General features: G+C 69.6%; 20 protein-coding genes. 14 read left to right on the top strand and 6 right to left on the bottom strand.

Annotated elements, in window-relative coordinates:
• Positions 1–100: 100 nt before the first annotated feature.
• On the bottom strand, positions 101–1111 hold the full coding sequence (locus ACYVOK_RS05065) for a LacI family DNA-binding transcriptional regulator (RefSeq protein ID WP_460661046.1): 1011 nt from the start codon (positions 1109–1111) through the stop codon (positions 101–103).
• Between the two features lie 107 nt (positions 1112–1218).
• On the opposite strand from ACYVOK_RS05065, the gene ACYVOK_RS05060 reads away from it, so the two are divergent.
• Together ACYVOK_RS05060 and ACYVOK_RS05055 are read left to right on the top strand one after the other, a co-directional pair.
• Complete coding sequence (locus tag ACYVOK_RS05060) at positions 1219–2136, top strand: amidohydrolase family protein (protein WP_460661045.1); 918 nt, start codon at positions 1219–1221, stop codon at positions 2134–2136.
• The gene (locus tag ACYVOK_RS05055; protein WP_460661044.1) at positions 2133–2696 is read left to right on the top strand and encodes a cysteine dioxygenase; all 564 of its coding nucleotides are present in this window, start codon (positions 2133–2135) and stop codon (positions 2694–2696) included. Before ACYVOK_RS05060 ends, ACYVOK_RS05055 begins: the two co-directional genes overlap by 4 nt.
• Positions 2697–2925: 229 nt before the next feature.
• On the opposite strand, the gene ACYVOK_RS05050 is transcribed toward ACYVOK_RS05055, so the two are convergent.
• Positions 2926–3279 (bottom strand): hypothetical protein, encoded by a 354-nt coding sequence (locus ACYVOK_RS05050; protein ID WP_460661043.1) that lies wholly within the window; start codon positions 3277–3279, stop codon positions 2926–2928.
• A gap of 140 nt (positions 3280–3419) precedes the next feature.
• Between ACYVOK_RS05050 and ACYVOK_RS05045 the strand changes: the two genes are divergently transcribed.
• Together ACYVOK_RS05045 and ACYVOK_RS05040 are read left to right on the top strand one after the other, a co-directional pair.
• A complete protein-coding gene (locus ACYVOK_RS05045) occupies positions 3420–3815 on the top strand; it encodes a RidA family protein (RefSeq protein WP_460661042.1) in 396 nt (131 codons plus the stop codon).
• Positions 3816–3910: 95 nt separating this feature from the next.
• Positions 3911–4843 carry a PhzF family phenazine biosynthesis protein gene (locus ACYVOK_RS05040; RefSeq protein ID WP_460661041.1) on the top strand — a complete coding sequence of 311 codons (933 nt, stop codon included), beginning with the start codon at positions 3911–3913 and terminating at the stop codon, positions 4841–4843.
• 11 nt (positions 4844–4854) lie between these two features.
• On the opposite strand, the gene ACYVOK_RS05035 is transcribed toward ACYVOK_RS05040, so the two are convergent.
• Complete coding sequence (locus ACYVOK_RS05035; protein WP_460661040.1) at positions 4855–5478, bottom strand: hypothetical protein; 624 nt, start codon at positions 5476–5478, stop codon at positions 4855–4857.
• A 248-nt stretch (positions 5479–5726) separates the two neighbouring features.
• On the opposite strand from ACYVOK_RS05035, the gene kdpF reads away from it, so the two are divergent.
• From kdpF to ACYVOK_RS05000, 7 genes are read left to right on the top strand one after another with little or no spacing between them, the layout of a single operon-like run.
• A complete protein-coding gene (gene kdpF, locus ACYVOK_RS05030) occupies positions 5727–5816 on the top strand; it encodes a K(+)-transporting ATPase subunit F (protein WP_460661039.1) in 90 nt (29 codons plus the stop codon).
• Positions 5816–7477 (top strand): potassium-transporting ATPase subunit KdpA, encoded by a 1662-nt coding sequence (gene kdpA, locus ACYVOK_RS05025; RefSeq protein ID WP_460661038.1) that lies wholly within the window; start codon positions 5816–5818, stop codon positions 7475–7477. The genes kdpF and kdpA overlap by 1 nt, the downstream gene beginning before the upstream one ends.
• Positions 7474–9552: a potassium-transporting ATPase subunit KdpB gene (gene kdpB / locus ACYVOK_RS05020; protein ID WP_460661037.1), complete on the top strand. Its 2079-nt coding sequence runs from the start codon at positions 7474–7476 to the stop codon at positions 9550–9552. The genes kdpA and kdpB overlap by 4 nt, the downstream gene beginning before the upstream one ends.
• Positions 9553–9565: 13 nt before the next feature.
• Positions 9566–10144, top strand: a complete 579-nt coding sequence (gene kdpC / locus ACYVOK_RS05015; RefSeq protein ID WP_460661036.1) for a potassium-transporting ATPase subunit KdpC — start codon at positions 9566–9568, stop codon at positions 10142–10144.
• Between the two features lie 12 nt (positions 10145–10156).
• Positions 10157–12784, top strand: coding sequence for a sensor histidine kinase (locus tag ACYVOK_RS05010; protein ID WP_460661035.1), 2628 nt, complete (start codon positions 10157–10159; stop codon positions 12782–12784).
• Complete coding sequence (locus ACYVOK_RS05005; protein ID WP_460661034.1) at positions 12781–13458, top strand: response regulator; 678 nt, start codon at positions 12781–12783, stop codon at positions 13456–13458. Before ACYVOK_RS05010 ends, ACYVOK_RS05005 begins: the two co-directional genes overlap by 4 nt.
• Positions 13459–13507: 49 nt before the next feature.
• Positions 13508–14350, top strand: coding sequence for a hypothetical protein (locus tag ACYVOK_RS05000; RefSeq protein ID WP_460661033.1), 843 nt, complete (start codon positions 13508–13510; stop codon positions 14348–14350).
• Between the two features lie 101 nt (positions 14351–14451).
• On the opposite strand, the gene rpsN is transcribed toward ACYVOK_RS05000, so the two are convergent.
• Together rpsN and rpmG are read right to left on the bottom strand one after the other, a co-directional pair.
• Positions 14452–14757 (bottom strand): 30S ribosomal protein S14, encoded by a 306-nt coding sequence (rpsN, locus tag ACYVOK_RS04995; RefSeq protein WP_460661032.1) that lies wholly within the window; start codon positions 14755–14757, stop codon positions 14452–14454.
• Between the two features lie 3 nt (positions 14758–14760).
• On the bottom strand, positions 14761–14928 hold the full coding sequence (rpmG, locus tag ACYVOK_RS04990) for a 50S ribosomal protein L33 (RefSeq protein ID WP_460661031.1): 168 nt from the start codon (positions 14926–14928) through the stop codon (positions 14761–14763).
• 124 nt (positions 14929–15052) lie between these two features.
• Here rpmG and ACYVOK_RS04985 point away from each other — a divergent pair, with 124 nt between their 5' ends.
• The 3 genes from ACYVOK_RS04985 (at position 15053) to ACYVOK_RS04975 (ending at position 17987) form a co-directional block, all read left to right on the top strand.
• Positions 15053–16159: a CobW family GTP-binding protein gene (locus tag ACYVOK_RS04985; protein WP_460661030.1), complete on the top strand. Its 1107-nt coding sequence runs from the start codon at positions 15053–15055 to the stop codon at positions 16157–16159.
• Positions 16156–16401, top strand: coding sequence for a type B 50S ribosomal protein L31 (locus tag ACYVOK_RS04980; protein ID WP_460661029.1), 246 nt, complete (start codon positions 16156–16158; stop codon positions 16399–16401). The genes ACYVOK_RS04985 and ACYVOK_RS04980 overlap by 4 nt, the downstream gene beginning before the upstream one ends.
• Positions 16402–16565: 164 nt before the next feature.
• Complete coding sequence (locus tag ACYVOK_RS04975) at positions 16566–17987, top strand: aromatic amino acid lyase (protein WP_460661028.1); 1422 nt, start codon at positions 16566–16568, stop codon at positions 17985–17987.
• Here the strand turns inward: ACYVOK_RS04975 and ACYVOK_RS04970 are convergent.
• On the bottom strand, positions 17984–19195 hold the full coding sequence (locus ACYVOK_RS04970) for an SGNH/GDSL hydrolase family protein (RefSeq protein ID WP_460661027.1): 1212 nt from the start codon (positions 19193–19195) through the stop codon (positions 17984–17986). The genes ACYVOK_RS04975 and ACYVOK_RS04970 overlap by 4 nt on opposite strands.
• Positions 19196–19329: the final 134 nt, after the last annotated feature.

Genomic DNA, 19329 nt, shown 5'->3' with positions numbered 1-19329 from the left:
TGTGGTCACACCTTCCACATGATGGACAGGCAAAAGTAAGTTGATTAGGTTAGTCTAGTTTGACGGGGTGGATGCTGCGGCTCGGGTGTTGCCGTCTCACTCAGGTTCTGGGTGGGGCGGCGACCGAGCCGCGCTCGATCAGGGTCGGCGCGACGGTGGTACGGCGGACGCGGCGGTTGGTGTCGACGGCGGAGGTGACCCGGGCGACCACGTCGGCGACCAGCTCGTCGAGCGGCCAGTGGAACGTGGACAGCGGCGGCGTGAGCAGCTGCGACATCGGCTGGTCGTCGTACCCGAGCAGGGAGATGTCGTCCGGGACGCGGAGGCCGAGCTCGCGGCCGGCGGCGTACACGCCGAAGGCCATCGAGTCGGCCAGTGCCAGGATGCCGGTCGGACGCCGGCTGCCGCTGAGCAGCTCGCGGGCGACCTCGGTGGCGCCGGGCAGGTCGTGCGGGCAGGGGATGATGCGGACCTTCAGCTTCAGGCCCGCCGCGACCCGCTGAGCGATCTCCTCGGCCGGACGGTCGGTTTCCATCCGGCGCGACGGGCTGAGCACCGCGACGTTCCGGTGGCCCGCGTCGGCCAGCCGGCGCAGCGCCGTACTGACGCCGCTCTCGTTGTCGAACACCACCTCGGACTTCGCCTTCGCGGCCGGCAGCGCGTCCCCGATCGCGATCACCGGCGTCTGCCGGGCGATCTCCGCCCAGCCCTTCGCGGCCGGGTTGATCGGGATCACCACGATCGCGTCGGCCCGGTGGTCGACCAGGTGCTGGGCGAGCTCGAGCTGCCGGTCGGCGTCACCGGCCGAGTCGATGATCCAGGCGTTCCGGTCCGGCGCCAGCAGCTCCCGGCCGAGCGCGGCCGCGAGACGCTGCTGCCAGAGGTCCTCCAGGGACGCGCAGAGCACGCCGATGGAGCCGCTGCGGCCCGACGCGAGCGCGCGGGCGACCGGGTCGGCCTGGTATCCGAGCCGCTCGGCGGCGTCCTGGACCCGCTGTATGGTCGCCGGCGTCCCGTGCAGGCCGCGCAGGGCGTAGGACACGGCCGCCATCGACAGACCGGTCTCGGCGGCGATGTCCTTGAGGGTCGGCCTCCGGGCGTTTCCGGACATGTACTGCACCCTAGTGGGTTCCTCGGACAGAAACTTGACAAGCGGACCTTTGAAGCGCTTCACTGCAGATGTACTGAAGCGCTTCAATCCGGTCGGGAGGAGGAGTCGTGATCGACGTTCACCAGCACCTGTGGCCGGCGGAGTTCGTCGACCGGCTCCGGGCTCGCGACACCCCGCCGTACCTCGACGGCTGGACGCTGCACACCGCGACCGAGGCGCCGTACGAGATCGACCCGGCGGCGCACGAGATCGGCAAGCGGGTCGCGATCGAGCAGGACGCGGGGACGACGCTCGCCGTCGTGTCACTGTCGAGTCCGCTCGGGATCGAGCACCTCGGCGATCGGGCGCTCCTGGACGCGTGGCACACCGGCGCGGCCGCGCTGCCCGCGCCCTTCAAGGCCTGGGCGTCCGTCGATCTGCGCGAGCCTGATGCCGGCGATGTGGAATCGCTGCTGGGCAGCGGATTCCTTGGTCTGCAGCTGCCCGCCCATGTGCTCGGGACGCCGTCCGGATGGGGCGCGCACGGCGACCTCCTTGCGACCGCCGAGCGGCTGAACAAGCCGATCCTCGTCCACCCGGGTACGGCTCGGCCGGTCGACGATGCTCCCGGTTGGTGGGCGCCGGTCGTCGACTACTCGAGCCAGTTGCAGGCAGCGTGGTGGGCCTGGCACGCGTACGGCGGACGGCGCGACTTCCCGCGGCTGCGGCTGTGCTTCGTCGCCGCGGCCGGTCTCGCGCCGGTCCACCACGAACGCCTGACCGCCCGCGGCGGGCGGCTCGGCACCATCGACCCCAACCTGTACGTCGACACCTCGAGCTACGGCCCGCAGGGGATCGACGCGGTCGCGCGAATTCTCGGCATCGACCAGGTCGTGCACGGCACCGACCGGCCGTACGCCGGGATCACCGACCACCGCCAAGGCGACGCCGCCACCGCGGTGATCCGTCACGACAATCCGCACCGGCTCCTCTTCGGCGTGAGCCCAGGGGCCGGCACACCATCTCCTGAGAGGGGAGTGCAGTGACTGCTCAGCCCGTCAGCGACGTTCCCGTCGTACCAGCGCGCCAGGCCAGCCGGCTCGTGGAGCTCAACGACTGTCTGTCGCTGGACAACCTTCCGGGGCGGGACCTCGACCCCAGCGAACTGGCCGAACTGGCCGCGTCGATCGCGGCCCAGCCGCACCTGTGGGAGGACAAGGTCGCCTACAGCGACGAGGAGCGCGTCTTCGCCTCGCTGCACCGCGACGCCAACGTCGACGTCTGGCTGATCTGCTGGACGCCGGTCAACGACACCGGCTGGCACGACCACGACGTCTCGTCCGGCGCGGTCGCGGTGGCGCGCGGCAAACTCGTCGAACACAACCTTGCCATCGGCACCGAGTCGATCGAGACCGAGGTGAAGGCCGGTGACGTGTACAGCTTCGGCCCCGACCACATCCACCGCCTGACCGGCCTCGACAAGGGCAGCGTCACCGTCCACGCGTACAGCCCGCCGCTGTGGCGGATGGGCCAGTACTCCGTCAAGGACGGCGTCCTCCGCCGAGTCTCCGTCTCCTACGCCGACGAACTCCGCCCACTGGAGTAGAGGAAACCTGGACTACGGCTGGGGCGGGCCTGCTGACCGAGGTCGGCGGGCCCGCCCCGGCCTTCAGCGTGAGCCGTGTGCGTATCGCTGGTTGGGGAGTGTTTGTAGGACTGGAAGGTGCGGGGTGGTTGGCGGGCCTCTTGCCAGCGCAGTTGCATGGAGCCGGCGAGTTGGGTGAACCAGCGGCTGAGATTTGGGTAGACCGGGGCCGCGGTGGTGGCAGCTGAGGTCAGGGTCTGGAGATCTCAGTACGGCGTCGCAGCGCCTCGGCCAGGTCTTGGTCGTCGGAGGCGATCAGCCGGAGGCGGAAGCCTCGGATGATGGCCCAGGTCACGCAGCCGGTCGCCATCATGCGGACGTAGGTGGCGTCGTCAGGCGAATCGAGCTCGTCGTGGTACGCCCGGTCCACCTGGGTGAGGACCTCGTGTTTCCCCATCGCCAGCAGACCTCGAGTTGCCGTCTCGGGATCGTCGTCGTACGAGCGGTCCAAGATCAGTCGTGCGACCGGCGTCAGCTCGCTGGTTCCGAGGTCCACGCGCTCAACGACGCGGACCCCTAGCAGCCGCTCGACCGTCCGTTCCACGGGCCGACCCTACCGGCGGGCATGTCACTTGTTTGTCGGTTCGCCATCGATCCGCTTGGTGGGGTAGGCGGGTCGGGTGGCGCGAGGTAGACATGGGCGGAGATCTCGGGGTGGGGAAGTCCGATGACGAGGGGGAAGACATGTCTGGATTTGCGATTCAGCCGTTGGATCCGGCGGTCCTGCCGGCGGCGACCGGGAATTACACGCACGGTGTGCAGGTCGACGGGGCGCGGCGGATGGTGTTCGTCAGTGGACAGGTGCCGTGGGGCAACGAGAACGGGCGGGTGCCGGAGAGCTTCGAGGCGCAGTGCCGGATGGTGTGGCGGAATGTGCTCGCGGTCCTCGGCGAGGCGGGGATGGGAGTACGGAACCTGGTGAAGGTGACGACGTACCTGTCGGATCGGCAGTACCGCGTACTCAACTCGAAGATCCGCGAGGAGGTCCTGGGCGACCATGCGCCGGCCCTCACCGTCATCATCTGCGACATCTACTCGGAAGACTGGCTCCTGGAAATAGAAGCCATCGCCATGGCATGACATCGCCGGCCTCCGGCCGGGTGGCGGGGGAGGTGGGGCCACTCGATGGGGAAGTGGTTATGGAATCGGGGGTGGGTCTTGTTTAGCGTCGGGGGATGAGAGTTCGGGTGGTTGATGCGTTTGCCGAGCGGGCGTTCGGGGGGAATCCGGCGGCTGTGTGCGTGTTGCCGGGTGGGGAGTGGCCGGACGCGGGGTGGATGCAGGCGGTGGCGGGGGAGTTGAACCTGTCCGAGACCGCGTTCGTGCGACCGTCCGCCAGGACGGATGCCGAGCCGTCGGACCGGACAGGTGCGGAGCGGGCGGACCGGACAGGTGCGGAGCGGGCGGACCGGACAGGTGCGGAGCCGGCGCAACGGTTGGGTGTCGAGTCGGCGGGGCGGGCCGGTGTGGACTGGGATTTGCGGTGGTTTACGCCGGCGATCGAGGTCGACATGTGTGGGCATGCGACGCTCGCGACCGCGCACGTGCTGGCCGGTGACGGGCTCGTCGGCGACAAGGTCCGGTTCAGCACGCGCAGCGGCGTCCTGATCGCGTCCATCGGCGCCGGGATCACGCTCGACTTCCCGGTCTCGCGTACGACGGAGATCGAGGCGCCGGACGGACTGGTCGAGGCGCTCGGCGCGAAACCGGAGAGTGTCCACAGCACCGGCGCGCTGACCGACGTACTCGTCGTACTCCCGGACGAAACCGCGGTCCGGGAGTTGGCGCCGGACATCAAGGGCCTTGAGGCCGTCAACCGGCGCGACCACAACCGCGGCACCATCGTCACGGCGCCGGCCGACGACGACACGGACTACGACTTCGTCTCGCGGTTCTTCGCGCCTGCCGCCGGGATCGCCGAGGACCCGGTCTGCGGCAGTGCGCACACCGCGCTGACGCCCTACTGGGCCGACCGCCTCGGACGGAACGACCTGGTCGGCTACCAGGCGTCCGCCCGGGGCGCTGTCCTCCACGTCACCGCCGCCGGCGACCGCGTCCACCTCACCGGCAGGGCAGTCACCACCCTCGACGGCAACCTGCTCGTCTAGGTCGGCCGGGTTTACGCCCAGGTCTCGGCGTGGGTGGCGACTCCGTTCGGGGCGATGAGTTCGGTGACGACGTCGTCGGCGTCGGCGTCCAGCGGCTCGAACGGGTGCTCCGGTACGACGTACGCGCGGGCGCCGGCGACCATCTCGACACCCGGCAGCTCGAACCACGCCTCGCCGACCTCGCGGCTGATCTCATAGATCGCCTGCTCCGCCGACTCGACCGGCTCCTTCTCGCCGCCCTCGTCCAGTTCGGCCGGGTGCCGTTCCTGGGCGGCCCGTCCGGCGTCGAGCAGCGCGTCCAGGTCGACCACGCGCAGGTCGAACCGTGACACCACGCTGATCACCTGGTCCTGCTCGGCCTCCTCGTCGTCCTCGTCGTCGGCGCTGTCCTCGAGCAGGAGCGGCGCCGTACCGGTGTGCTCGAAGACGGCCTCGTTCCACTTCTCGACGAGTTCCTCCAGGGCGGCGTTCTGCTCGTAGAGCGCGGACTGTTCCTCGTCGCCGGTCATCGCCAGCAAGGCCTCGGTGTGGGCCTGGAGGCGCTCCGCCAGCCGGCGGCTCGCCTCGGCGAGCGCCTCCCGGGTCTGCGTGGAGAAGAACTGTTCGGCGGGGGCGGTGGTGTCCTGGTCAGTCACGTGCTTGTTCTTCCCTTGTCTGTCGATGGGAAATGCCAGGCGTAAGTATGTGAGAGACCTGTGAGAGCTCCGTCAGCGGGTGTGAGAGGCCTGCGAGAACACTCCTGACCGGGCAGCGAGCGGTGTGCAGTGAACCCATGAGCACTTTCGCCGTGAGGTCGTGCAGTCATGGGTGACGTGAGCTACCTGGCCCTCACCGTCGTCGTCTTCGGGACCGTCTGGTTCGTGCTGCGCGGAGTGGAGAAGTTGTGAGCGCCGAGAACATCACCGGCCTGGTCGTCGCGGCGGCCCTGGTCCTCTATCTCGTCGCCGCCCTGATCTTCCCCGAGAGGTTCTGATGTCCGATACCGCTGCCGGCCTGTTGCAGGTCGGCCTCCTGGTCGCGCTCCTGGCCGCCGCCTACCGGCCACTGGGCGGGTACATGGCCCGGGTCTTCACGTCCGAGAAGGACCTGCGGATCGAGCGCGGCACCTACCGGCTGCTCGGCGTCGACTCGAAGACCGAACAGACCTGGGCCGTCTACGCCCGGTCGCTGATCGCGTTCTCCGCGGTCAGTGTGGTCCTGCTGTACCTGCTCCAGCGGCTGCAGTCCTACCTGCCGTTGTCGCTGGGGCTGCCGAACGTCGATTCGGGTCTGGCGTTCAACACCGCGGCGTCGTTCGTCTCGAACACCAACTGGCAGTCGTACTCGCCCGAGCAGACGATGGGCCACCTGGTCCAGTTCGCCGGCCTCGCGGTGCAGAACTTCCTCTCCGCCGCGGTCGGGATCGCGGTCGCGGTCGCGGTGATCCGCGGTTTCGCCCGGTCGAAGACCGACCGGTTGGGCAACTTCTGGGTCGACCTGACCCGGACGACGCTGCGGATCCTGCTGCCGATCGCGGTCGTCGGCACGCTCGTGCTGGTCGCGACCGGCGTCGTACAGAATTTCTCCGGCGGTCACGAGGTGACCTCGGTGGCAGGCCTGACCCAGACCGTCCCCGGCGGTCCGGTGGCCAGCCAGGAGGCGATCAAGGAACTCGGCACGAACGGCGGCGGCTTCTACAACGCCAACTCGGCGCACCCGTTCGAGAACCCGAACCCGCTGTCGAACCTGTTCGAGATCTTCCTGCTGCTGCTCATCCCGGTCTCCCTCACTCGCACGTTCGGCCTGATGGTCGGTGACAAGCGGCAGGGGTACGCGATCCTCGGCGTGATGGGCACCCTCTGGGCCGCCTTCACCTTCTCCGCCACGTTCTTCGAGAACCAGGGCGCGGGTACGGCGACCCGGGCGGCCGGCGCGGCCATGGAGGGCAAGGAAACCCGCTTCGGCGAATGGGCCTCCGCACTCTTCGCGTCGTCCACCACGGGTACGTCGACCGGCGCGGTGAACTCGGCACACGACTCCTTCACCCCGCTCGGCGGCGGTACGGCGCTCTTCCACATGATGCTCGGTGAGGTGTCGCCCGGCGGTGTCGGGACCGGGTTGTACGGGATGCTCGTGCTCGCCGTACTGACCGTGTTCGTCGCGGGCCTGATGGTCGGCCGGACACCGGAGTACCTGAAGAAGAAGATCACCGCGCGCGAGATGAAGCTGGTCTCGCTCTACATCCTCACCACGCCGACGCTGGTGCTGGCCGGTGCGTCGATCGCGATGGGCCTGGCGGTGGCGCGGGCGGCGATCTTCAACACCGACAGTCCGCACGGGTTCTCGGAGGTGCTGTACGCGTTCACCTCGGCCGGCAACAACAACGGCAGCGCGTTCGGCGGGCTCAGCGCGAACATCCCGTTCTACAACACCGCTCTCGGCCTGGTGATGCTGCTCGGCCGGTTCGTGCCGATGGTGCTGGTGCTCGCGCTGGCCGGCTCCTTCGCGAGGCAGCAGCCGGTGCCGGTGACCCAGGGCACGCTGCCCACCCACAAGGCGCTGTTCGTGACGATGCTGATCGGCGTCGTACTGATCGTCACCGGCCTGACCTACTTTCCCGCACTCACTCTCGGACCCCTTGCGGAGGGACTGTGACCACGCTGTTGACGCCGCCCGTACCGAAGGAGGCGGCGGTTCCCGAACGGGCCGGGTCCGGCCTGTTCGACCCGAAGATGCTGGTCACCTCGCTGCCTGACGCGCTGCGCAAGCTCGATCCGCGGGTGATGGTGAGGAACCCGGTGATGTTCGTGGTCGAGGTGGGCGCCCTCGCGTCGACGATCCTCGCCTTCACCGACTCGAGCGTGTTCGCCTGGTGGATCGTGGTCTGGCTCTGGCTGACCGTGGTGTTCGCCAACCTGGCCGAGGCGGTCGCCGAGGGCCGGGGCAAGGCGCAGGCAGAGACGCTGCGGCGGGCGAAGACGGAGACCACCGCCCGGCGGCTGACCGGCGACGGCGAGGAAGAGGTGCCCGCCACCCAGTTGACGCTCGGCGACCTCGTCGTGGTCGAGGCCGGCCAGATCATCCCCGGGGACGGTGACGTGGTCGAGGGTGTGGCGAGTGTCGACGAGTCGGCGATCACGGGTGAGTCGGCGCCGGTGATCCGGGAGTCCGGCGGCGACCGCAGCGCGGTCACCGGCGGTACCAAGGTGCTGTCGGACCGGATCGTCGTGAAGATCACGACCAAACCCGGCGAGAGCTTCATCGACCGGATGATCGCCCTGGTCGAGGGCGCGTCGCGGCAGAAGACGCCGAACGAGATCGCGCTGAACATCCTGCTGGCGAGCCTGACCCTCGTGTTCCTGGTCGCCACGGTCACGCTGCCGACGTTCGCGGCGTACGCGCACACCGACCTGAGCATCGTGGTGCTGGTCGCGCTGCTGGTCTGCCTGATCCCGACCACGATCGGCGCACTGCTGTCCGCGATCGGAATCGCCGGTATGGACCGGCTGGTCCAGCGCAACGTGCTGGCGATGTCGGGCCGTGCGGTCGAGGCAGCGGGCGACGTGAACACACTGCTGCTGGACAAGACCGGCACCATCACCCTGGGCAACCGGCAGGCGGCCGAGTTCATTCCCGTGCAAGGGGTCGCCGAGACCGAACTGGCGGACGCGGCCCAGCTGTCCAGCCTGGCCGACGAGACGCCGGAGGGCCGGTCGATCGTCGTCCTGGCGAAGACCGGGTACGGACTGCGCGAGCGGCACACCGGTGAGTTGCCGCACGCAACGTTCGTCGACTTCACCGCGCAGACCCGGATGAGCGGGGTGGACGTGGACGGCCGGATGATCCGCAAGGGCGCCGCCGGCGCGGTCGACACCTGGATCCACGCTCAGGGCGGTACGACGGACCCCGAGCTCGGCGCCATCGTGGACCGGATCTCGGCCGCCGGCGGTACGCCGCTGGTCGTTGCCGAGAGCATCGACGGGTCGGCCCGCGCACTCGGCGTGATCCACCTGAAGGACGTGGTCAAGGACGGCATGCGGGAGCGGTTCGCCCAGTTGCGCGCGATGGGCATCCGGACCGTGATGATCACCGGTGACAACCCGTTGACCGCGAAGGCGATCGCCGAGGAGGCCGGCGTCGACGACTTCCTGGCCGAGGCGACGCCCGAGGACAAGATGGCGCTGATCAAGCAGGAGCAGGAGGGTGGCCGACTGGTCGCGATGACCGGTGACGGCACCAACGACGCGCCGGCGCTGGCTCAGGCCGACGTCGGGGTGGCGATGAACTCCGGTACGTCGGCCGCCAAGGAGGCCGGCAACATGGTCGACCTCGACTCCAACCCGACGAAGCTGATCGAGATCGTCGAGATCGGCAAGCAGTTGCTGATCATCCGCGGCTCGCTGACCACGTTCTCGATCGCGAACGACGTGGCCAAGTACTTCGCGATCCTGCCCGCGCTGTTCGCCGCGGCGTACCCGGGTCTGGACAAGCTCAACGTCATGCACCTGCACTCGCCGGAGTCGGCGATCGTGTCGGCCATCGTGTTCAACGCGCTCGTCATCGTGGCGCTGGTGCCGCTGGCGCTGCGCGGTGTGCGGTACAAGCCGTCCTCGGCCTCGGCGATGCTGCGCCGCAACCTGCTCGTGTACGGCGTCGGCGGCCTGGTCACGCCGTTCGCCGGGATCAAACTGCTGGACCTGGTGATCTCGCTGATCCCGGGAATCCGCTGAAAGGTAGTTGTCGATGACAAGCAATCTTCCCGGTTCGGTCCGCCAGTTCGGGGTCGCCGTCCGTGCCCTGCTTTTCTTCACCGTCGCTCTCGGCATCGTCTACCCGCTGACCATGACCGGTGTGGCGCAGGCGCTGTTCCACGACCAGGCGAACGGCTCGATCGTCCAGGTGAACGGCAAGGACGCCGCCTCGAAGCTGATCGGCCAGGCGTACCCGGACGGGTGGTTCCAGACCCGGCCCTCGGCGGCCGACTACAACGGCAAGGGGAGCGCGGCCTCGCAGTACGGCCCGAACAACCCCGACCTGGTCAAGCTGATCGACCAACGCCGGCAGGAGATCGCACGCCGGGAAGGGGTCGACCCGTCACAGGTTCCGGCGGACGCGGTGACAGCGAGTGCCAGTGGGCTGGATCCGGCGATCAGCCCGGCGTACGCCGCCCTGCAGGTGAACCGTGTCGCCCGGGAACGCGGGCTGCCCGTCGAGAAGGTGGAGGAACTGGTGAAGGAGAACACCCACGGCCGGACGCTGGGCTTCCTGGGCGAGCCCTACGTCAATGTGGTCACACTCAACGCCGCACTCGCGGCCGGCTGAGATCATCGAGACATGAGCAGTACCGGCCGCGGGAAACTGCGGATCTACCTCGGTGCCGCGCCCGGCGTAGGCAAGACCTACAAGATGCTGGGCGAGGGGCAGCGACGGCTCGCGCGTGGCACCGACGTCGTGGTCGGATTCGTCGAGACCCACGGCCGGGTGCACACCGCCGAGATGCTGCACGGCCTGGAGGTTGTGCCGCGCCGGATCATCGACCACCGCGGCGCCAGCTTCACCGAGATGGACGTCGACGCCGTCCTGGCCCGGCGGCCCGAGGTGGCGCTGGTCGACGAACTCGCGCACACGAACGTGCCCGGCAGCCGGAACGAGAAGCGCTGGCAGGATATCGACGAGTTGCTGGCCGCCGGGATCGACGTGATCTCGGCGGTGAACATCCAGCACCTGGAGTCGATCAACGACGTGGTCGAGAAGATCACCGGCGTACCGCAGCAGGAGACGGTGCCGGACCGGGTGGTCCGGGCCGCCGACCAGATCGAACTCGTCGACATGACGCCGGAGGCGCTGCGCCGCCGGATGGCGCACGGCAACGTCTACACGGCGGACAAGATCGATGCTGCCCTGGGCAACTATTTCCGGGTCGGCAACCTGTCCGCCCTGCGCGAACTCGCGCTGCTGTGGCTCGCGGACCGGGTGGACGCCGGCCTGCAGCAGTACCGGGCCCAGCACGACATCGACTCGACCTGGGAAGCGCGGGAGCGGGTGGTGGTCGCCCTCACCGGCGGCCCCGAGGGCGAGACACTGATCCGGCGTGCCGCCCGCATCGCCGCCAGGTCCTCCGGCGGGGACCTGCTCGCCGTCCACGTCGCCCGCTCCGACGGCCTGACCGGCGCGAACCCGAAACGTCTCGCCGAGCAGCGCGACCTGGTCGAGAGCATCGGCGGCACGTACCACCAGGTCGTCGGGGACGACATCCCCGCCGCGCTGCTGTCGTTCGCCCGCGCCGAGAACGCGACCCAACTGGTGCTCGGCGGCTCCCGCCGGTCGCGACTGTCCTCGCTCGTCTCCGGCCCCGGCATCGGCGCGACCACGATCCGCGACTCGGGCGACATCGACGTCCACATCGTCACGCACGCGGAGATGGGTCGCGGCCGGTTGCCGCGGTTGCGCGGCAGCCTGTCCCGGCGGCGCAAGGTCCAGGGGTTCGTGCTGGCCGTCGTACTGCCGCCGCTGCTGGCGCTGCTGCTCGGGCTCGGCGGGGACCATCTGAACCTGACGAGCAACGTGCTCGCGTTCCTGCTGGCCGTCGTCGTGGTCGCATTGGTCGGCGGGCTGTGGCCGGCACTGGTGACCGCGATCGGCGGCACCGTCGTCCTGAACTACTTCTTCACCCCGCCCACCCGGACCTTCTCGATCGCCGAGATCAACAACGCCCTGGCGCTGGCGATCTTCGTGCTGGTCGCCGCGATGGTGAGCTCGGTCGTCGACCGGGCGGCCAGACGGACGAGGCAGGCGGCCCGGGCGGCCGCCGAGTCCGAGACTCTGGCCACGCTGGCCGGGTCGGTGCTGCGCGGTGAGACAGCTCTGCCGGCCCTGCTCGAACGGGTCCGCGAGGCGTTCGGGATGACCGGGGCCTGCCTGATGGAGCGGGTGGACAACGACGAGCTGACCGAGGTCTGGCGACCGCTGGCTTCGGCCGGCACGATGACCTGCGGCCGGCCGGAGGAGGGCGATGCGGAGATCCCGGCCCGCGACGACCTCGTCCTGGTCCTGCAGGGTCGCCGGCTGGCCGCGGACGAGCGCCGTCTGGTCGGGGCGTTCGCCGACCACGCCGCCGCGCTGGTGGACAAGGTCCGGCTGAGCGAGGCAGCCGCCGAGGCCAAGCCGCTGGCCGAGGCCGACAAGCTCCGTACGGCGTTGCTCCGGGCGGTCGGCCATGACTTGCGATCCCCGTTGGCATCGGCGAAGGCGTCGGTGACCAGCCTGCGCAGCGACGACGTGGACTGGAGCGACTCCGAGCGGGCCGAACTGCTGGAGACCGCGGACGAGTCGCTCGACCGGTTGTCGCGACTCGTGGACAACCTGCTCGACCTGAGTCGGCTGCAGGCCGGCGTACTGCCCGTCTTCACCCGGCCGATGGCGCTGGACGAGGTGATACCCGGTGTACTGGCCGAGCTCGGCGACGACGGCGACAAGGTGACTGTGGACATCCCGCACACGCTGCCGCTGGTGGAGGCGGACCCGGCGCTGCTGGAGCGGGTGATCGCCAACCTGCTCGCGAACGCGATCCGGTACTCGCCGCCCGGACGTCCGCCGTTGGTCACCGGCAGCGCGCTCGGGGACACCGTGGAGGTGCGGGTGATCGATCGCGGCCCGGGGATCCCGCGGGAGGACCGGGATCGGGTGTTCGCGCCGTTCCAGCGGCTCGGCGACACCGACAACACCGTCGGCGTCGGGCTCGGTCTGGCGCTCGCGCGCGGTCTGGCGGAGGCGATGCACGGCACGCTGCAGCTCGAGGACACGCCGGGTGGCGGGCTCACCATGGTGGTCGCGATCCCGACCGCGACCCTGCGGCCGGCCGACGCGCCGGTCCCGGGAGCCCGGGAACGATCCGCACCGAAGGTGCCCGGAACGACGCAGCCGAAGGTGCCCGGAACGACGCAGCCGGAGGTGTCCGAATGACGCGCGTGCTGGTCGTCGACGACGAACCGCAGATCGTCCGCGCCTTGCAGATCAACCTCAGAGCCCGGGGGTACGAGGTGCATCTGGCGGGTTCGGGTACGGCGGCCCTGAAGGTGGCGGCGCAGTACCCGCCGGAGCTGGTGATCCTCGACCTGGGATTGCCGGACTTCGACGGGATCGACGTGATCCGTGGCCTGCGCGGCTGGACCGAGGCGCCGATCCTGGTGCTGTCCGGCCGGACCGACCAGACCGACAAGGTCGAGGCGCTGGACGCCGGCGCCGACGACTACGTGACCAAGCCGTTCGGGATCGACGAGTTGCTCGCCCGGATGCGCGCCGTACTGCGACGCAGCACGACCTCGCAGGACCAGCCGGTGGTGACGGTCGGCGGCATCACCGTCGACCTGGCAGCCAAGCGGATCACGTTGGCGACGGGTGAGGACATCCGGCTCACTCCGACCGAGTGGCACCTGCTCGAGGTCCTGGTCCGTCACCCCGGCAAGCTCCTGTCGCAACGCCAGCTCCTCACGGAGGTTTGGGGACCGGGCTACGAGACCGCCGGCGGCAACCTCCGCTTCTACATGGGCCAGCTCCGCCGCAAGCTGGAGCCCGACCCGGCTCGCCCCAAACATCTGCTCACCGAGCCGGGCATGGGCTACCGCTTTCAGCCGTGATGTCTGTTTCGTTCAAGACTTTGCCGGCGGTCTGCGCCAGGGTGAGGGTATGGACATCTTCAGCGCAGGTCGGGATTTCGTACGGCGTGAGGCGCGGCTGGTCGAGCGGCGGGTGTTCGCCACGGTGTTCGAGGGGGCGGATGCGGCCGGGGTCGTGGACGCCTTGCGCGGCTATCAGAACGCGGACGGCGGCTTCGGGCACGGGCTGGAGCCGGACAAGCGGTGCCCGGACAGCCTCCCGCTCGATGTGCAGGTCGCGTTCGAGACGCTGCTGACCGCCGGAGCGCGTGACGAGGAGCTGATCCGCCGCGCCGTCGACTGGTTGCAGTCGGTTGCGACGCCCGATGGGGCCGTCCCGCTCTGCGGCCCGGCCGTCGAGGGTTATCCGCGGGCCGAGCACATCAGCGAGTGGACGTACGAGCCCAGCCTCAACCCGACGGCCGGTCTGGTGGGTCAGCTGTACCGGTTCGGGTTCGACCACCCGTGGCGTGACAAGGCCGCCGCCTGGTGCGCTGCCGAGCTGGCCAAGGGTTTCCCCGAGGATGCCCACGCGATGCACGTCTCGATGGAGTTCCTCGAGCACACCGACGACGTCGACCTCGACAGGGTCCGCGCCTGGCTGCCCAAGCTCAAGTGGTACCGCGCCGACGCCGCGGATCCGTCGTACGGCGTGACACCGCTGCACTTCGCGCCGACCCCGGACAGCTTCTGGCGCCCGCTGTTCGACGAGGCCCAACTCGAGGCGCACCTGGATCGCCTGATCGCCGATCAGCAACCCGACGGCGGCTGGGCCCTCACCTGGGAGCCGCCCAGCCAGGCCGCCACCCTCGAGTACCGCGGCCTCGTCACCGTCGCCGCTCTCCGGACCCTGAAGGCGTACAACCGTCTCTGAGACGTACGACGGCCCTCCGCGAAGCCACCTGACTTCGGGGAGGGCCGTCGTGCTGCCCGGGGCCGCGGCATCCACGTCGCGGCGCGGGCACTACCGGTGCATCACCAGGACGACTTGGTGATGCCGGGAAGCTCGCCGCGGTGTGCCATGGTGCGGAAGCGGACGCGCGAGATGCCGGCCTTGCGCAGGTAACCGCGCGGGCGGCCGTCGGCGACGTCGCGGTTGCGGACCCGGATCGGGCTCGCGTCCCGCGGGAGCTTCTGCAGCTTGAGCTGCGCCGCGCCGCGCTCCTCGAAGGACGTGGCAGGGTCGGCGATGATCCGCTTCAGCTCGGCCCGCCGCTCGGCGTACCGGGCGACGGTCCGCTTGCGCTGCTCGTTCTTGGCGATCTTGCTGGTCTTCGCCACGACTTACCGCTCTTCGCGGAAGTCGACGTGCTGCCGGATCGCCGGGTCGTACTTGCGCATCACCAGCCGGTCGGGGTTGTTGCGCCGGTTCTTCCGGGTGACGTAGGTGAACCCGGTGCCCGCCGTACTCCGCAGCTTGACGATCGGGCGGAGGTCGTTGCGCTTGGCCATACTGTCCTTTCCTGGATCACCTGGCGGGTGACCCTCGCCGGGAAGAACACCGGCCGGGTGGCCGCTATTCCGATCCGGAGTGTACATTGTACTGGTTATCGTTTTCAATAAGGCGGGAGTGCTGATGCTACCGGTGACCGTGCTGACGGGTGTCGACGAGCCGTTCCGCGCCGCCGTGGCGGGGAATCTGCTGGCCGCCGCCGGATCGTCCGGGGTCCTGGTCGAGTACGACGTCAGCGGCCTGGCCGGCGGGTCCGTCGTACGGATCGCCCGGACCGCCGCCGGGGTGATCGACCGCGAAGTGATCCGGATGGGTCACCCCTGTGTCTCCTGCGCGATGCGCGGTTCACTGGTCGCCCTGCTGGTCAGCATCGCGGCCGTCGAACGGTACGACGTCGCGATCGTCTCGGTCCCCGGCGCCGGGGACACGCAGGCGCTGGCCGAGGAGATCGCCCGTGACGGCGCCGGCGAACTGCGGGTGGACGCCGTCGTCACCACGGTCGACACCGGCAGCGTGATCGACGACGTGACCGGCGACCAGTTGATCCAGGACCGCGGCGTCCCGACCGCCGCCGAGGACGGCCGCGCGATCGCCGAGGTGATCGCCCGTCAGGTGGAGTACGCGAACGCGGCCGTGCTCAGCAGCGACGACGAGACCGTCCGGGCGCTGGTGCAAGCGCTCAATCCGCAGCTGCTCGTCCGGACCACGCCGGCCGGACTGCTCGGCGTACGACTGCATGACCCCGACGCGGCCGAGACCTGGACCGAGCCCGGCTCGATCAGCGCCGCCGTGGACAGCGGCCCGGTGCGGACGCTGGTCTGGCAGTCGAACCGGCCGTTCCACCCCGAGCGGCTGTACGACGCGCTCGAGGAGCTCGTCGCCGGTACGGCGCGGGGCCGGGGGACGGTGTGGCTCGCGACCCAGCACCGGAACCGGCTCAGCTGGGACAGCTTCGGCACCAACATCTCGATCGGCGTCCTCGGTCCGTGGCTGGCCGATCTGCCGGCCGATCGGTGGTCCGGGGTCGGGCAGCAGCACCAGGCCCGCTCGGCCCTGGAATGGGACCCGGTGTACGGCGACCGGGCGTCGTACCTGTCCATCACCGGGATCGGCCTGGACGTCCGGGAATTACGCGAGCGCCTCGACGGTTGTGTCCTCCGTGCGGACGAAGCGGTCCACCCCCTGACCGATCCGTTCGCCCCTTATCTGGAAGGAAGTACCGCAGCATGAAGAAGGACATCCACCCCGACTACCGCCGCGTCGTCTTCCGGGACAAGTCCGGCGACTTCAGCTTCCTCACCGGTTCGACGCGCGAGAGCAACGAGACCATCGTGTGGCACGACGGGAACACCTACCCGGTCGTCGACGTCGAGATCTCGTCCGCCTCGCACCCGTTCTACACGGGCCAGCAGCGCGTGATGGACACCCAGGGCCGGGTGGAGAAGTTCAAGAAGCGCTACGGCCAGTCGTAACCCGGCGGGACCTCGGCCAAGTCTTCGGGGCCTTGAGCAGGTAATTCCTGTCCAAGGCCCCGTTGTGCTATTCAAGGCCCCGCCGCCGTCTGGGTCTCGGATTCGAGACGGCGGCTGGTCGTCAGTGCTGTGTGCGGACGAGTGCGTCGCCTCACACTGGGTGGATGGAACCGGTGGAGCTTTCCGGCGGCGGGCTGACGCCGCTCGAGGCTGTTGCGTTGGGTCAGCGGCGGACCGCGGTGCGGCTGAGTGATGACGCCCGGAAGCGGATGAGTGAGTCGGCTGCCGCGGTGGCGGAGGTGGCCCGGCATCGACCGGTCTACGGCCGGACCACCGGGGTCGGTGCGAATCGCGACGTACTCACCTCGGATCCGGAGCACGGGGCACGACTGCTCGGATCACACTCGACCACCGGTACGACGTCGTACCCGGCGGACGTGATCCGGATCGGCCTGCTGATCCGCGTCAACCAGCTCGCGGCCGGCGGATCGGGCCTCGCCCCGGAGGTCGCTGACGCGATCGTTGCCCTCCTCAACGACGGCGACCTGCCCGACCTGCACCGGGGCGGCGCGATCGGGACCGGCGATCTCGGCCCGCTGGCCGAGCTCGGTCTCGCGCTCGGTGACGTCATCGACGGGACCAGTGCGTTGCCGCTGCTCTCCAGCAACGCCATCACCTTGGCCGAGTGCTGCCTCGCGTACGTCGAAGCCGCCACGCTGATCAACGTCGTACCGCTCGTCGGAGCGCTGTCCCATGTCGCGCTCCGCGGCAACGCCGAGGTGTACGACGTACGCGTCCACGAGGCCCGCCCGCAACCCGGGCAGGTCCGGGTGGCGCGCCGGATGCGCGGGCTGCTCGACGGTCTGCCGATTCCACCGGCCCGGGTCCAGGACCCCTTCGGTCTCAGGGCCTTCGCGCAGGTCCTCGGCCCGGCCGTCGACCATGTGGATGCTCTGGGCAACAGTTTGCGGATCGACATCAACGCTTCCGCGGAGAACCCGTTGGTGGCCGGTGACACCGTGCTGCACAACGGCAACTGGCATGCGATGCCGATCGCCCTCGCGCTCGACTCGCTCCGGTTGAGCCTGCACAGTGTGGCGACCCTGTCGACGTCCCGGGTCGCGAACCTGGTCGACCCGGAGTACACCGGGCTGAGCCGGTTCCTGGCCAGCGGCGCGGAGGCGAGCTCGGGCGTGATGATGATCGAGTACGTCGCCCACGATGCCCTGGCCGCGGTCCGTTCGGCGGCCCAGCCGGCCACGCTCGGCACGGCGACGCTGTCACGCGGCGCCGAGCACCACGCCAGCTTCGCGCCACAGGCCGCCGTACTCACGGCTCAGCTCCTCGACGCACTGCGTGAAGTACTGGCCAGTGAACTGGTCACCGCGGTGCGGGCGATTCGCCTTGCCGGGTTGACGCCTGACGATCTCGCGCCGGCCGCGGTCGGGCCGTGGCTGGCCGACGCGCTCACCGCGTTGCCGGGTGACCTCGCGGACCGGTCGCTGCGGGAGGACCTGGAGATCGCCCGCGGTCTGCTGACGCAGTGGGGCGACCGCCAGGTCGAGCATCCCGCCGAGTCGGGTTAGAACTCCTTCAGGTCGAAGGCCTGGGCCATCGCCTTGAACCCTTCGGCGTTCGGGTGCAGGTGGTCGCCGACGTCGTACGCCGGGAGCATCCTCGACGGGTTCGCCGGGTCGCGGACCGCCTTGTCGAAGTCGACGACGGCGTCGTACTCACCGGAGGTGCGGATCCAGTGGTTGAGCGCCTGCCGGTCCGCCTCGCCCTCGGGCGTGTAGTAACCGGCGCCCTCGAACGGCGTCAGCGTCGCGCCGATCACCTTCAACCCGGCCTGGTGCGCGCGCTGGATGAACTGGCGGTGCACCGCGATCAGGGCCGCCGGCTCGACCGCGCCGCGACTTCCGCCGATGTCGTTGATGCCTTCCAGCAGTACGACGGTCCGTACGCCGGCCTGCCCGAGCACGTCCCGGTCGAACCGGGCCAGCGTCGAGTCGCCCGCCGTACCGGCGTTGTTGAGCAGCCGGTTGCCGCTGATCCCGGCGTTGAGGACACCGAGTTCGCGGGACGGCGGCTCGGCCAGCAACCGGTCGGCCAGCTGGTCCGGGTAGCGCAGGTTCCGGTCGACCGGCGAGACCACGCCGTCGGTGATCGAGTCACCGAAGAGCACGACCGAGCCGCGGACCCGGCTCCGCACGTCGACGCCTTCGATGATGTAGCGGGCCATGCCGGGGATCGCCTGGTACTGCGACCCGTCGCCGTCGGTCTGGTCACCGGAGGCCCGGAAGCCGGTCGCGTACCCGGCCGGGTGCTGAGTCAGCGGACCGGTCGGACCGGGGAAGTACGTGCTGATCACGAGGTCCGTGTCGTCCGGTACGGCGACTCGCACCGGGTCGGACACCCACTCCGCACCCACCGGGATCGTCACGGAAGGCTTGCCGCCGAACAGCACCGGGACCAGGTCGGCCGGCTGCACTGTCGGCGTACCGGCGAGCTCGTCGGCTCGCGGGGTGACGGTGACCCTGCCCACGACGAGCGGCGAGGTGCCGTAGACGTTGGACAACCGCAGCCGGATCTCGGAGCCGCCGATCGACACGTGGGCGACCTGGCGCAGGGTCGTGTTCGTGACACCGGTCGCCGACAGTCCGGACGTACCCGGCGGAGTGACGGCCACCGACCAACTCCCGATCCAGTCGGGCGACAGCTGGGCCGAGGCGGTCGGGGTGAGCGGGATGGCGAGAAGAGTGAGAGCAAGAGCGAGCTGCTTGAGACGACGCATGAGACCACCTTCGTCTGGGCGGAACGGGGGTGTTCCCCTCGATCTTCACCCAGAGTCCTCACCCGCTCGCAACCAGTCATCGCCCAACGGTCGCTCTCCAGAGCCGAACGACCATCTCACCCACCCTGGGACGG

Source organism: Kribbella swartbergensis, from assembly GCF_054784135.1.
Note: the sequence above shows the minus strand (reverse complement) of the source record. Positions and strands in the feature narration are given on the sequence as shown.